The sequence below is a fragment of the Zeimonas arvi genome, from assembly GCF_008039575.1.
In the GTDB taxonomy this organism is placed as follows: domain Bacteria; phylum Pseudomonadota; class Gammaproteobacteria; order Burkholderiales; family Burkholderiaceae_E; genus Zeimonas; species Zeimonas arvi.
Genome location: NZ_VDUY01000005.1, coordinates 157754 through 171895, shown reverse-complemented (window position 1 = coordinate 171895; position 14142 = coordinate 157754). Strand labels below are relative to the sequence as shown.

General features: G+C 71.5%; 12 protein-coding genes. 7 read left to right on the top strand and 5 right to left on the bottom strand.

What is annotated here, in order from left to right; translation table 11 throughout:
• Positions 1–90: 90 nt before the first annotated feature.
• Complete coding sequence (locus FHP08_RS13245; RefSeq protein WP_147704953.1) at positions 91–561, bottom strand: outer membrane lipoprotein; 471 nt, start codon at positions 559–561, stop codon at positions 91–93.
• Positions 562–764: 203 nt separating this feature from the next.
• Between FHP08_RS13245 and FHP08_RS13240 the strand changes: the two genes are divergently transcribed.
• On the top strand, positions 765–1358 hold the full coding sequence (locus tag FHP08_RS13240) for an HNH endonuclease (protein WP_147704952.1): 594 nt from the start codon (positions 765–767) through the stop codon (positions 1356–1358).
• Here the strand turns inward: FHP08_RS13240 and FHP08_RS13235 are convergent.
• From FHP08_RS13235 to FHP08_RS13220, 4 genes are all read right to left on the bottom strand, one after another.
• Entirely contained in the window at positions 1349–1951 is a 603-nt protein-coding gene (locus FHP08_RS13235) for a gamma-glutamylcyclotransferase (protein ID WP_147704951.1), read from the bottom strand. The genes FHP08_RS13240 and FHP08_RS13235 overlap by 10 nt on opposite strands.
• A gap of 98 nt (positions 1952–2049) precedes the next feature.
• Positions 2050–4791: a DNA topoisomerase III gene (locus FHP08_RS13230; protein WP_147704950.1), complete on the bottom strand. Its 2742-nt coding sequence runs from the start codon at positions 4789–4791 to the stop codon at positions 2050–2052.
• 222 nt (positions 4792–5013) lie between these two features.
• Positions 5014–6150 (bottom strand): DNA-processing protein DprA, encoded by a 1137-nt coding sequence (dprA, locus tag FHP08_RS13225; RefSeq protein ID WP_147704949.1) that lies wholly within the window; start codon positions 6148–6150, stop codon positions 5014–5016.
• Positions 6151–6159: 9 nt separating this feature from the next.
• Positions 6160–7173: a LysM peptidoglycan-binding domain-containing protein gene (locus FHP08_RS13220; protein ID WP_222707893.1), complete on the bottom strand. Its 1014-nt coding sequence runs from the start codon at positions 7171–7173 to the stop codon at positions 6160–6162.
• 151 nt (positions 7174–7324) lie between these two features.
• Between FHP08_RS13220 and def the strand changes: the two genes are divergently transcribed.
• The 6 genes from def to FHP08_RS13190 all read left to right on the top strand — a co-directional run bounded on the left by def (position 7325) and on the right by FHP08_RS13190 (position 14132).
• Complete coding sequence (gene def, locus FHP08_RS13215; RefSeq protein WP_147704947.1) at positions 7325–7831, top strand: peptide deformylase; 507 nt, start codon at positions 7325–7327, stop codon at positions 7829–7831.
• 150 nt (positions 7832–7981) lie between these two features.
• Positions 7982–8968: a methionyl-tRNA formyltransferase gene (gene fmt, locus FHP08_RS13210; protein ID WP_147704946.1), complete on the top strand. Its 987-nt coding sequence runs from the start codon at positions 7982–7984 to the stop codon at positions 8966–8968.
• 109 nt (positions 8969–9077) lie between these two features.
• The gene (gene htpX / locus FHP08_RS13205) at positions 9078–9932 is read left to right on the top strand and encodes a zinc metalloprotease HtpX (RefSeq protein WP_147704945.1); all 855 of its coding nucleotides are present in this window, start codon (positions 9078–9080) and stop codon (positions 9930–9932) included.
• Entirely contained in the window at positions 9929–11254 is a 1326-nt protein-coding gene (gene rsmB, locus FHP08_RS13200) for a 16S rRNA (cytosine(967)-C(5))-methyltransferase RsmB (RefSeq protein ID WP_225879131.1), read from the top strand. The genes htpX and rsmB overlap by 4 nt, the downstream gene beginning before the upstream one ends.
• The gene (locus FHP08_RS13195) at positions 11251–11865 is read left to right on the top strand and encodes a DUF4390 domain-containing protein (protein WP_222707892.1); all 615 of its coding nucleotides are present in this window, start codon (positions 11251–11253) and stop codon (positions 11863–11865) included. Before rsmB ends, FHP08_RS13195 begins: the two co-directional genes overlap by 4 nt.
• A complete protein-coding gene (locus FHP08_RS13190) occupies positions 11817–14132 on the top strand; it encodes a sensor histidine kinase (RefSeq protein ID WP_147704944.1) in 2316 nt (771 codons plus the stop codon). The genes FHP08_RS13195 and FHP08_RS13190 overlap by 49 nt, the downstream gene beginning before the upstream one ends.
• Positions 14133–14142 lie beyond the last annotated feature (10 nt).

Sequence of the window (14142 nt, the reverse complement as noted above, 5' to 3'; positions counted from 1 at the left end):
TCGGCGCGAGCGGTGCGCGGCGGCAGGGCTCGGGAGCGGTGCCCGGGGCGAGGCGCGCGCGGGGACGGAACGCGATGTTAACGCGAGCCGTCAGTGCGACACGCGAGTGACCCCGCGCGAATCGGTGAGGATGCGCACGCGCTGGCCCGGGGCGAACTGCTCGCCGCCCGCTTCCTGCACCACCGCGAAGACCCGGCCGCGGTCGGTGCGGACCGTGATCTCGAGGGCCTGCCGCGTGGTGGCCGACTGTTCGATGTGACTGCCGGCGACGCCGCCGGCCACGGCGCCGAGCAACGAGCCGATGATGCGGCCGCTGCCGCCGCCGACATTCGAGCCGGCCACGCCGCCGACCACGGCGCCGGCCGCGCCGCCCACGCCGTCGGGGCGGCTGCGCTCGAGCCTGACCTCGCGGATGGCCTCGATGACCGCCATCTCGACCTGCATCGGCCGGAGGGCCTCGCGGTCGGTGTAGGTGTAGCCGGTCCGGGAAGGCGCCGCGCAGCCGCTTGCGAAAATCGCCGCGATCGCGACGATCGCGATCCGGCCGAGGGTGAGGTTCATGGAGGACTCCTTGGGGGTCGATTATCGCAGCGCGGGTGGCGGACCGGGAAGGACGAGTCAGGCGGCCGGGAACCTGGCGCATCGACACATCTCGCCGACGGGGGCCCGCTGGTGCAGAATGGCGGGAACGGTTCTTGCTCGCAGAATCGGTCCCGGGCGTCGGGCGCGTTCCCGATCCGGGCCGTCCTTCCTCGGAGGACTTCGTGACGGCTCTTGCTTCGTCGGTCAGCATCCTGGTGCTCGACGCCGGGGGCACCCCGCGCCGCTGGATCGGCGTGGAGGAGGCCGTCGCCTATTACTGCAAGGAGCAGGTCGCCTGGGACTACGGCGAGCATTCGTTCACCCTGCGCGGGGGGATCAGCCGGGCGTCGGGGCAGCAATCGAGTCTCACGCTGCGCTCGATCGTGGCGGTGCGCGGGGACCGGGCGCACCGGGCGCCGCTCGCCGCAACGCCGGCCTTGAGCCGCGAGATGCTCTTCGCCCGCGACTGCCATGTGTGCGCGTACTGCGGTCGCAGGCTTCGGCCCGCGGAACTCACCGCCGAGCACGTCCATCCGAGAAGCCGCGGCGGCAAGACTTCGTGGACCAACCTGGTCAGCGCCTGCAAGCCCTGCAACCTGCGCAAGGGCGACCGCACCCCCGAGCAGGCGCGGATGCCGCTGCTCTACGTGCCCTACGTGCCCAGCCTCTGCGAGGCCTTCATCCTGCGCAACCGCCGGATCCTCGCCGATCAGATGGCGTTCCTGATGGCCGGCGTTCCTGCCGGCTCGCGGCTGCGCGATCCGCTTCAGGCCTGATTCGGATCGACCGCGGTGGGGCCGTTCGCCGCCGCATCGGGGGTGTCGCGCAGCAACTGCCGGACGTAGCGCAGCAGGCGGTCGTCGTGCACGCCGCGCTGCCTGAGGGCATCCCAGGTGTTGATCGCGTACTCGCGATTGGGCCCCCGCTGACCCTCGCAGGCGTGCAGCCGCTCGAGAACCTCAGGATCGCTCAGGCGCTGGTAAGACACACGGGAGCGGTCTGCAACGAATGTGAGCGCCTGCACACGTGAGCTGTCGGGCAATTCGACGGTGATTTGCCTGGCCAGGTAGATGCTCGCTGCGGGGTCAGGAATCTCGCGGGCGAACAGGCGCTCGATCGCGTTCGCACGGCTGGCCGGCGCGAGCCGGTAGGCCACGCCGATGCAGCTGCCGCCCCGGTCCAGCCCCAGCACCACGCCCGGCCGCTCCGGCGTGCCGCGGTAGCGGGTGGATCGGACGCAGAAGGCTCGGTGATAGCCCCAGGCCCGTGCCAGATGGGCCTGCTCGAATTCGAACTCGGGGTTCCAGATCAGGGAGCCGTAGCCGAAAACCCAGTCGGTGCTGACTTCGGCGGGGTGACTGCACTTCATGCCGGATAGGATAGCGCGGGCGGCGCGCGCCGCCCGGCATGGGCCGACGCTTGGCGACGCGTTGCGACGCCGCGACAAAGCTGACGCGGCGGCCGATCCTATTTCCCGGCGGAGGCCCGCTTGGCGGCAGGCTTTCTGGCGGCGGGTTTCTTCGCAGCGGTCTTCGTTGCCGGTTGCTTTGCTGCCGGTTTCTTCGCTGCCGGTTTCTTCGCTGCGGGCTTCTTCGCTGCGGGCTTCTTCGCAGCCGGTTTCCTGGCGGCCGCCCTTGCCGCGGGCTTCCCGGAATCGGCCGCTGCCGCGCCGGCCTCTGCCGCCGCGCCGGCCTTGGCGCCCCCCGCCTTGCCGGGGGCCTTGCCGCCGGCACCGGGCTTGGCGGGCCGCGGCTCGAACTCGAAACCGACCTTGCCGTCGGCGCCGCGCACCAGGAAGGCCTTGAACTTGCGGCGGGTGCGCTGCGATACGAAGCCCTGGAGCAGGTCGGTGCGGCCCTCGGCGAGCAGCTTGCTCATCTGCGCCGGCTCGATCTCCTGCTGCAGGATGATCTTGCCGCTGCGGAAGTCGCAGGTCTTCTCCGGACCGACGGACTTCTCGCAGACGTAGGCCATGCCGTGCTCGTAGACGCCCGCGCCGCACTTCGGGCAATCGCCCAGCCGGTTCTGGCCGCCGAAGTCGATCGGCTCCGCGCCCTCGGCCTCGGCGTCGGACTGGCCGAAATCGAACTCGAGCTTGTTGTCGGCAGTGAGCTTCAGGATGGCCGCGAAGGGCCGGCCCATCTTGCTGCGAAAGCCCTGCAGCGGGCCGATGGTCCGGTCGCGCAGCAGCGCGTCCGCCTCTTCGGGGGCGAGCAGCCGGCTGCCTGCGATCTTGGTGATCGAGAAATCGCACTTCGTGCAGGCGAAGCGCTTGTAGTTCTCCTTGACCACGCCGCCGCAGGCCGGGCAGGGCGTGGACAGGGTCGCATAGTCGCCCGGCACGGTGCCGGTGCCGAAGTTCTTCGCGCGCTCGACGATGCGCTCGGTCATCTCGGCGATCTCGCGCATGAAGACGTCGCGCGAGAGCTTGCCGCGCTCCATCTGCGCGAGCTTGTACTCCCACTCACCGGTGAGCTCGGGGGCGGTCAGCTCGTTGACCTGCAGCCCGCGCAACAGCGTGAGCAACTGGAAGGCCTTGGGCGTCGGGATCAGCTCCTTGCCCTCGCGGACCAGGTAGTTCTCGGCGATCAGGCCCTCGATGATGGCGGCCCGGGTGGCCGGCGTGCCCAGGCCCTTCTCGGCCATGGCCTCGCGCAGCTCGTCGTCCTCGATGAGCTTGCCGGCGCCCTCCATGGCCGACAGCAGCGTGGCCTCGTTGTAGCGGGCCGGGGGGCGGGTGGCCAGGCCGACCGTCTCGACCGTCTCGGCGCGCACGCGCTCGTCGGGTGCCACCGGGACCAGCGTGTCGTCGCGGCCGCCCTCGCGGCCGTAGATCGCGAGCCAGCCGGCGTTGACCAGCACGCGGCCGTCGGTGCGGAAGCGATGCTCGCCGACCGCCGTGATCCGCGTGGTGACCAGGAACTCGGCGGACGGGAAGAACACCGCCAGGAAGCGCCTCACCACCAGGTCGTAGATCTTCTGTTCGGCATCCGACAGGCCGCCCGATTTCGGCGCCTGCAGGGTCGGGATGATCGCGAAGTGGTCCGAGACCTTGGCGTTGTCGAAGATCCGCTTGTTCGGCTTGACCCAGCCGCGGTCGAGCACCTGGCGCGCGAAGGGGGCGTAGTCGGCGCTGCCGCCGCCGGCCTGCCCGCCGCGCAACATCTCCATCGTGGACACCACGGTGCCGAGGTAGTCCTCGGGCAGGGCGCGCGAGTCGGTCCGGGGGTAGGTGAGCACCTTGTGGCGCTCGTACAGCGCCTGCGCCAGCGCCAGCGTGGTGCGGGCCGAGAAGCCGAAGCGGCCGTTGGCTTCGCGCTGCAGGCTGGTGAGGTCGAACAGCGCCGGAGACTGCTGGGTGGTGGGCTTGGACTCTTCGGTGACCGTGCCGGTCTTGCCCTGGCAGGCGGCGACGACCGCGTCGGCCCGGGTGCGGTCCCAGAGGCGCTCGGCGCGGGCCTCGGGATCGTCTTCCTTCTTCCTGAACTCGGGGTCGAACCAGCGGCCGGCATAGCTGCCCGCCTGGGCGGCGAACTGGGCGTGGACCTCGAAGTAGTCGCGCGGCACGAAGCGGCGGATCTTCTCCTCGCGCTCGACCACGATCGTCAGCGTGGGCGTCTGCACCCGGCCCACGGTGGTGAGGAAGAAGCCACCGTCGCGCGAGTTGAAGGCGGTCATCGCCCGGGTGCCGTTGATGCCGACCAGCCAGTCGGCCTCGGAGCGGCAGCGGGCGGCGTCGGCCAGCGGCAGCATCTGCCGGTCCTCGCGCAGCTGGGCGAAGGCCTCGCGGATCGCGGCCGGCGTCATCGACTGAAGCCAGAGCCGCTTGATCGGCTGCCTGGCCTTGGCGTACTGCGCGATCAGCCGGAAGATCAGCTCGCCTTCGCGTCCGGCGTCACAGGCGTTGATCAGCAGGTCGACGTCCTTGCGGCGGATCAGCCGCGCCAGCAGCTTGAGCCGCTCCTCGTTCTTGGCGATGGGCTGGATGTCGAAGTGCGGCGGGATCACCGGCAGGTGGGCGAAGGACCACTTGCCGCGCTTGACCTCGAACTGTTCGGGCGCCGCGATCTCGACCAGGTGCCCGACCGCCGACGAGATGACGTACTCGTCGTTCTCGAACCAGTCGCCCTGCCGCGGGACGCCGCCGAGGGCCCGAGCGATGTCGGTGGCCACCGAAGGCTTCTCGGCAATGATCAGGGCTTTGCTCATTCAGGGTCCGTAGCGTTGTTGCGGCCTGCCGGCGCCGGGGCGCGGATCCGCGACACGGGGGCGGAACGGCTGCCGCCGCCGCCGAGGCGGCAAGGGGCGCCAATCATAAGTGGCTGGCGCAACCCGGTGCAAGCCGGCCGGACGGCCGACAGGGCCGCCGTCGGATTGAGGGACGGTCCGGATGCCTGGCAGGGAACCTCCGTACGTCATGGGCCGGAAGGCCTAGGACCGGCGCACGAAGCGGCCGTCCACCAGCCGCTCGATCCGGTCCTCCATTTCCAGCGCGAGCAGCCGCGCACCCAGCTCGCCTGCGGGGCGGCCGGTGCGCTCGACCAGGGTGTCCAGGTCGGCGGGATCGAAGCCGAGGGCCTTCAGGAGGTCCCGGTCGGCGGGGTCGGCCGGCTCCGGCGCGCTCTGGCCGGACGGCCCGGTTGCGCCGGTCTTGCCGCGTTCCCGCGTCGGCCCCAGCGCCGCCCGAAGCTCGACCAGGACGTCTTCGGCCGACTCGACCAGCTTGGCGCCCTCGCGGATCAGTTGGTGGCAGCCCTTTGCGACCGGCGAGTGGATCGAGCCGGGGATGGCCATGACCTCGCGGCCGGACTCGAGCGCCTGGCGGGCGGTGATCAGGGAACCGGACTGGCGCGCCGCCTCGACCACCAGGGTGGCCAGCGCCAGGCCGGCGATCAGCCGGTTGCGCCGCGGGAAGTTGTGACGCTGGGCTTCGGTGCCGAGCGGCAGTTCGGTGAGCACCGCGCCGCTCGCCGCGATCGCGTCGGCCAGCGGGCGATGGCGCGGCGGGTAGGCCCGGTCGACCCCGGTGCCCATGACCGCCAGCGTGCCGGCCGGGGTCTGCAGCGCGCCCTCGTGGGCCGCGGCGTCGATGCCCTGCGCGAGGCCGCTGACCACGGTGAGCCCGGCCTCGCCCAGTGCGCGGGCGAAGTCGCGGGCGTGGCCCAGCCCGGCCTGGGTGGCGTGGCGGCTGCCCACGATCGCGATCGACGGGCGCGAGAGCGCTGCCGGATCGCCCCGCACGAACAGCACCGGGGGCGGGTCGGCGATCTCGAGCAGGCGGGGCGGATAGCGCGGGTCGTCGAGGCAGAGCAGGTGGTGATGATCGGCCTGCGCCCAGTCGAGGGTGGTCGCCACCGCTTCGTCCCGGGCGGGGTCGCTGGCGAGCAGCGCGTGGGCGCGCGGCGCGCCGATCGCTGCGGACAGCTTGCTGTGACCGGCCGCGAGCACGTCCTCGGGCAAGCCGAAGGCCTCGAGCAGGCGGCGCACTGTCGCCGGCCCGAGGCCCTGGGTGAGGATCAGCCGCAGCCACGGCGCGCTGGTGTCGCGCGCCCCGGCGGGAAGGGGCATTCGGACTCGCTACGGATTGGTGACGACGTCGCCGACCGAGATCGACTGGGACGCGTCCATGATCAGACCGTAGGAGATGTTATCGAACACGCGGAAAACGAGAAGATGACCGACGGCTTCGTCCGGAAGTCTTAGCTGTTCCTTCGTCTCGCGGTCCACGACCAGGCGGCCGCGCTGATGGATGGCCAGCACGTTGCCCGGCTCGACGCCGGCGCCGCCGCCGGCGTTCACCGCGACGACGTTGTTCCGGCCGATCTGGGTGACCCCGCGATACACGGCGAGGATCCTGCCGTCGACCTCGCCGGCAGGCGGGCGCGGGACATAGCTGAAGGGCTTCGGCGGCTCGGACGGCATCAGGCGGTCGCCCACGCCGATCTCCTCGGTCATCGACGTGATCCGCAGCGTGGCCGGGTCGCCGGACTTCTCCAGGCGCGCCGAACCCACGAACAGCGCTTCCCAGGCGATCGGCTTGCGGGTGTCGGGATCGAGCAGCGGCTTGGCCTGGCGGTAGACGTGCCACTCGCGCACCGTGTCGTCGGCGATGCCGCGGGCGTAGGCCAGATCGCCTCGGCCGAGGTAGACCCGGCCGTCCTGCGTGGCCACGATTCGCGGATTCGCCGCGAGCTCCTTCTCGCCGACGATCAGCGGCCGGTTCAGGAAGGGCTCGATCGCGGTCGAGTCGATCGTCGGCACCGGATCGCGCTCGAGCATCTCGACACGGGTCTGCGGCTGGCGCCGCTCGACCGGCAGCCCGGAGGCATCGGCGCCCGAGCCGCCCGACCCGACCAGACGCGAGAGCCGAAGCCGCGGGCTGGCGCCCGAGCGGTCGAGCACCACGATGTCGCCCGGGTAGATCAGGTGCGGATTGCGGATCTGCTCCCGATTGAGCTCCCAGATCTCGGGCCAGCGCCAGGGCTTGCTGAGAAAGCGTCCGGAGATGTCCCACAACGTGTCGCCCTTGACGACCGTGTAGCGATCCGGCGCGTTCGGCGCCAGTTCGAGCGGCTGCGCGCCGATGGCCATGCCGGCCGTGAGAACGAGCGCTAACGCAAAGCCACGCGTGATAATATTTTTCATTGAATCTGGTGCCCCTGTTCGGCGGATTCTGCCGGCATCGTGGGGGTGTCGCAAGCCAAGCCGTCAGGCGCATCCTACCGACGGCGGTTATTTCCCGATGGCCGTACTTCCGATCCTCAAATACCCCGATCCTCGCCTCAATCGCGTCGCCAAACCGGTTCGCGAGGTCGACGACCGGATCCGCCAGCTGGTGCGCGACATGGCCGACACCATGTACGCGGCGCCCGGCATCGGCCTCGCCGCCACCCAGGTCGACGTCCACGAGCGGGTGATCGTCATCGACGTCTCCGAGGCTCACGACGAGCTCCGGGTCTTCATCAACCCCGAGATCGTCGGCGAGAGCCTCGACCGGAAGGTCTACGAGGAAGGCTGCCTGTCGGTGCCCGGCGTCTACGACGAGGTCGAGCGGCCCGACCGGGTCACGGTCCGCGCGCTCGACGAACGCGGCGAGCCCTTCGAGCTCAAATGCGAGGGCCTGCTGGCGGTCTGCATCCAGCACGAGATCGATCACCTCGACGGCAAGGTCTTCGTCCAGTACCTGTCGCGGCTCAAGCAGAACCGCATCCGGACCCGGATGCAGAAGGCCGAGCGCGTCATCGCCTGACGGCGCGCGGACAAATCCGCTGCGCGGCCGATCTCGCGCCCGTGATGTTCGCCGTTCGTTCGTACGGCCGCGCTTCTCGGCGCGGCCCCGGGCCGCCCGCCACGATCGCTCCGCGCGCCGCCCACCCTCCGACCATACGCCACCAAACCGATGCTTCGAATCGCCTTTGCCGGAACGCCGGAGTTCGCTGCGGCCGCGCTCGACGCGCTGGCCGGGGCCGGCCACGAGATCGCGCTGGTGCTCACCCAGCCCGACCGGCCGGCCGGCCGCGGCAAGGCGCTGCAGCGGAGCCCGGTCAAGCGGCTCGCGCTGTCGCTCGGGCTCGAAGTCTGGCAGCCGGCCACGCTGCGCGACCCGGAAGCCTGGCGCCGGCTGGCCGAGGCCCGTCTCGACGCGATGGTGGTGGCCGCCTACGGCCTGATCCTGCCGGCGCAGGTGCTGGCGATCCCGCGCCTGGGCTGCCTGAACATCCACGCCTCGCTGCTGCCGCGCTGGCGCGGCGCCGCGCCGATCCAGCGCGCGATCGAGGCTGGCGACACCGACTCCGGCATCACGATCATGCAGATGGACGAGGGCCTGGACACCGGCCCGATGCTGTCGCGGGTCGCCACGCCGATCGTCCCTGAGGACACCGGCGGCAGCCTGCACGATCGGCTGGCGTCGCTGGGCGCCCGGGCGATCGTCGACGCGCTCGCCGGCCTGGAGGCGGGGCGGCTGGCCCCCGAGCCACAGCCCGCCGAGGGCGCGACCTACGCCCGCAAGCTCGGCCGGGCGGATGCCGCGCTCGACTTCGCGCTGGGCGCCCGGGCGCTGGTCGACCGGATCCGCGCCTTCGATCCGGTGCCGGGCTCGGTGGCCACGATCGAGCGCGACGGGCCGGTACCGGTCAAGTTCTGGCGGGCTCGGGCGGCTGGCGGGCCGGTCGGGACCGGGCAAAGCGGGGCCGGGCATCAGGGGACCCCTCCTGGCACCGTGCTGCGCGCCGATGCGGATGGCCTGGTCATCGCCTGCGGCGATGGCGCGATCGTGGCCACGGAATTGCAGAAGCCCGGCGGCAAGCGCCTGGCCTGCGGCGATTTCCTGCGCGGCTTCCCGATCCGCGCCGGCGAAAGGTTCGTGCCCCCCGCAACGACCTGAGCGCTGAAGCTTGCAGGATCGCGCTTCGACCCCGATATTCGAACCGAACGGGGTCGGCGCCCGGCGAGCGCCGCTGTCGACCCGACACCCTGACAGGAGTAGAGATCACATGTTCAACTGGGTCAAGACTGCCATCCTGATGGCCGGCATCATGGCGCTGTTCGGCGCCGTGGGTTCGGTGATCGGCGGCCAGCAGGGGATGCTGCTGGCGCTGGGCTTCGGCCTGGTCAGCAACTTCTTCGCGTACTGGTTCTCGGACAAGATGGTCCTGAAGATGTACAACGCGAAGGAGGTCGACGAGACCACCGCGCCCCAGTTCTATCGCATGGTCGCCGAGCTGGCGCAGCGCGCCGAGCTGCCCATGCCGCGCGTGTACCTGATCGAGGAGGCCGCGCCGAACGCCTTCGCCACCGGCCGCAATCCGCAGCACGCGGCGGTGGCCGCCACCACCGGCATCCTGCGCGTGCTCAGCGAGCGCGAGCTGCGCGGCGTGATGGCGCACGAGCTGGCCCACGTGAAGCACCGTGACATCCTGATCTCCACGATCTCGGCCACCATGGCGGGGGCGATCTCGGCGCTGGCCAACTTCGCGATGTTCTTCGGCGGGCGCGACAGCGAGGGCCGGCCGGCCAACCCGATCGCGTCGATCGCGGTGATGCTGCTGGCGCCGCTGGCGGCGATGATGATCCAGATGGCGATCTCGCGCTCGCGCGAGTTCGAGGCCGACCGCGGCGGCGCGGAGATCTCCGGCGACCCGGCGGCGCTCGCCTCGGCGCTCGAGAAGATCCACCGCTATGCCCAGGGCATCCCCCTCGAGACCACCGAGCGGCATCCCGAGACCGCGCAGATGATGATCATGAATCCGCTGTCCGGCGGCGGGTTGCGCGGGCTGTTCTCCACGCATCCCGACACGGCCGAGCGGATCAGTCGGCTGATGGCGATGGCCGGTCGCGGCGTCTCGTGACCGATCGCGCGCCGCTGTCCCGCGAGATCGCGCTGGCGGCGGCGGCGCTCGAGGCGCTCAGGGCAGGGCGGGCGCTGCCTGCCGCGCTCGATGCCGCGCTCGCCTCGGCCAGCAAGCGCGGGCCACTCCCCGACCCCTCGCGCGCCGCGGTGCGCGACATGGCGCACCAGGCCGCGCGCAGCCTGGGCCTGGTCGACGCGTTGGCGGCCCGGCTCAATCGCCGCCCCCCCGCGGCACGGCTGGCGGCCTTGCAGGCGGTTGCGCTCGCCCAGCTGATCGAGCCGATCCGGGCCGAGGCGGTGATCGTCGACCAGGCCGTCGAGGCCGCGCGCGCCGCCCCCGATACCGCGCCCGCCGCCGGCTTCCTGAACGCCACGCTGCGGCGGTTCCTGCGCGAGCGGGAATCGCTGCTGGCCGCCGCCCGCGAGGATCCGGTCGCCCGCTGGAACCACCCGCGCTGGTGGATCGAGCTGCTGCAGCACGACCACCCTTCAGGCTGGCAGTCGGTGCTCGAGGCAGCCGAGGCGCCGCCACCGATGACGCTGCGGGTCAATCGCCGGCGGGCCACCCCCGAGCAATACCTCGCTCGCCTGACGGAGGCGGGTCTTGGCGCTCGCCAGGTCGGCGAGCAGGCGCTTACTCTTGATAGGGCGGTCGCGGTGGACGCCCTGCCCGGCTGGGCCGATGGCGCCGTCTCGGTCCAGGACGCCGGCGCGCAACTCGCCGCACCGCTGCTTGCTCCGGCGCCGGGCGAGCGGGTGCTCGACGCCTGCGCCGGACCGGGCGGCAAGACCACTCACCTGCTCGAGCTCGCGGACTGCGACCTCACCGCGCTCGACGTCGACGAGTCGCGGCTCGCGCCGGTCCGCGAGAACCTCGCGCGGCTCCGCCAACAGGCCCGGATCGTCGAGGGCGACGCCCGCCGCCCGGAAGCCTGGTGGGACGGCCGGCCCTTCGACCGGATCCTGGCCGACGCGCCCTGCACCGCCTCGGGGATCGTCCGCAGGCATCCGGACATCCGCTGGCTGAGGCGGCGTCGCGATATCGCGACACTTTCGGCCCGTCAGTCGGAGATCCTCGCCGGGCTTTGGCCGCTCCTGAAACCGGGTGGTAAATTGCTCTACGCCACCTGCTCGGTGTTCGCATCCGAGAACGAGCCGGTCGTCGCCGGTTTCCTCGCGACCCACGCCGACGCGCGCCGACTGCCCTTGCGAGCCCGAATCGGCGGCGCCGACGAGACGATCGCGCAACTGCTCCCCACGTCGGGGCCCTTCCGCGACCACGACGGTTTCTTCTACGCCCTGCTGGAAAAGCGCCCGTGACCCTACGATTCGCCCTCGCGCTGGCCCTGTTGGCCGCGTGGCTGGGCGCATCCGGTGTCTCCCGTGCCTTCGGCCAGGCGGCCGAGCGCCCCGTAGCGCCGGCGGCCGTCGAAACGGCCTCCGAGCCCCGCCTGGAGCCGCTCCCCGGAGGCGGCTACGCGCTGGCGGCGGACTTCCACGTGCCGCTGACGCCCTCGCTGGTCGATGCGCTGGCGCGCGGCGTGCCGCTCTACTTCGTGGTCGAGTTCGAACTGCGCCGGCCGCGCTGGTGGTGGTTCGACGCGGTGGACATCGAGCGCTCGATGACCTGGCGGGTCGCCTACCATGCGCTGACTCGCCAGTACCGGCTCACCCAGGGCGGCATCATCCAGCCCTTCGACTCGATCGAGGAGGCCTTGCGTACGCTCGCGCGCCTGCGCGGCTGGCGCGTGGTCGACGAGGACGAGGTCGAGGCGGGCGTCGACTACGAGGCCCGGGTGCGTCTCCGGCTCGATACCAGCCAGCTCCCCAAGCCCTTCCAGATCGGCGGCCTGACCAGCCGCGACTGGAACCCGCAGGCCGAATGGAAGCAATTCAAGTTCACGCCGTCGACTCCGAAAAGCGCGCAATAGGCCGGATCCTGCGCTTCGCGCTGATCGGCGCGGTCGCGCTCGCGCTGGTGCTGCTGGTGCTGCTGGCCGGCGCCACCGCGAACACGCGGATGTTCGAGCGCTATTACGCGGTGCTGCTCTGGCTCACGGTGGGCGTGGCGGCCGGCCTGTTCCTGCTGGTGCTCGAGCTGGTGCGCAGGCTGGTGCTGCGCTACCGGCGGCGCCTGTTCGGCACACGCCTGATGGCGAGAATGGCCGTGTCCTTCACGCTGATGACGATCGTCCCGGTCGCGCTGATCTACCTGGTCGCGGTCCAGTTCGTGGGCCGCTCGGTGGAGTCGTGGTTCGCGGTGCCGGTCGAGCGGGCGCTCGATTCCGGGTTGGCGCTGGGCCGGGCTTCGCTCGACTCGATGCTGGCCGAGCTCTCGCAGCGCGCGCGCTCGATCAGCGCCGAACTGGTGGAAACGCCGCAGGAAGCCTGGGCCGGCATGCTGAACCGCCTGCGCGAGCAGAGCGGCGTGCCGGAGGCGGTGATCGTGTCGGGCACCGGCCGCATCGTGGCGGCCAGCGGCAGCCGGATCTCGAGCCTGGTACCCGACCTGCCGCCGGCCAACGCCCTGCGCCAGGCGAGGCTCACCCGGCAGTACGCGGCGATCGAGCCCGGCGAGGGCAACAAGCCCGAGTCGCTCAAGCTCAGGGTGATCCTGGTGATCGGCGCCGACCGCCAGCTCGCCGACGAAAGCCGCTACCTTCAGCTCACCCAGCAGGTGCCGCCCGCGCTGGCCGAGAACGCCGAGGCGGTCGACCGCGGCCGGCGCGACTTCCAGGCCCTGCAGCTGTCTCGCGACGCCCTGCTCCGGCTGTACCGGGTCACGCTGACCCTGATCTTCCTGCTGACCGCCTTCGCCGCGATCGCGGCCTCCTTCCTGCTCGCCGGCTGGCTGACCGGTCCGCTGTCCATGCTGGCGGCGGGCACCCGCGCGGTCGCCGAAGGCGATTTCCGGCCGGTCAAGGACTACTCCGGGCGCGACGAGCTCGGCATGCTGACCCAGTCGTTCAACGTGATGACGCGGCAGCTCGAGGAAGCGAGGATGCAGGTCGATCGCAACCAGCGCGAGCTGGAGCGGGCCAACGCCCGGCTCGAGAGCGTGCTCGCCAACCTGACGGCAGGCGTGCTGGTGCTCGACTCCGATTTCCGGCTGGTCCTGGCCAATGCCGGCGCCGAGCGCATCCTGGGCCTGTCGATGCTCGAGCACCTGGACCGGCAGCTGGCGCACGTGCCGCGGCTCGGCGCCTTCGCCGACCAGGTGCGGGCCGCCTTCGATGAACAGGTCGCCGCCGGCGACGCGAGCTGGCAGCGTCAGTTCGTGCTGCCGCCGCTCCCGCAGGAGGGCGCCGCCGAATCCCCGGCGCGGGATACCGGCCCCGAGTCGGGGGGCGGCCCCGGCGCGCCGCCCGCCGAGCAGACGATCCTGGCGCGCGGCTCGATCCTGCCCGAGCGCCGGGTCGGCTACGTGATCGTCTTCGACGACATCAGCGGCGTGATCTCCGCGCAGCGGGCCGTCGCCTGGGCCGAGGTCGCGCGGCGACTGGCCCACGAGATCAAGAACCCGCTCACCCCGATCCAGCTGGCCGCCGAGCGCCTGCAGCGCAAGCTGGCCGACCGGCTGCCGCCGGCCGACGCCGAGCTGCTCGCGAAGAACTCGCAGACGATCGTCAACCAGGTCGCCGCGCTCAAGCACATGGTCGACGAGTTCCGCGACTACGCGCGCCTGCCGGCCGCGCGCCTCGAGCCGCTCGACCTGAACGCGCTGATCGAGGAGGTGCTGCGTCTGTACCCCGGCGGCGAGGGGCGCGCCATGGTCGAGTCCCGGCTCGCGGCGGATCTGCCCCGGGTCATGGGCGACACCACTCAGCTGCGCCAGGTGATCCACAATCTGCTCAAGAACGCGCAGGAAGCCACCGAGCGGGTCGAGGACGCGCACATCGTCGTGGAGACCGCGCAGGTCGCGCGCGCCGATGGCGGCAGCGCGGTCCGGGTCAGCGTCAGCGACAACGGCAGCGGCTTCCCGGCGGCCGTGCTGGCGCGCGTCTTCGAGCCCTACGTGACCAGCAAGGCGCGCGGCACCGGCCTCGGGCTGGCGATCGTGCGCAAGATCGCCGACGAGCACGGCGCGCGGGTCGAGGTCGGCAACCTTCGCGATGCCCAAGGGGAGGCTGCCGGCGCCCGCATCGCCGTGCTATTTACGAAACTGGCCAAAAACGGGGAGAATCCGGGCCTGTCCTAGAAGCAACACG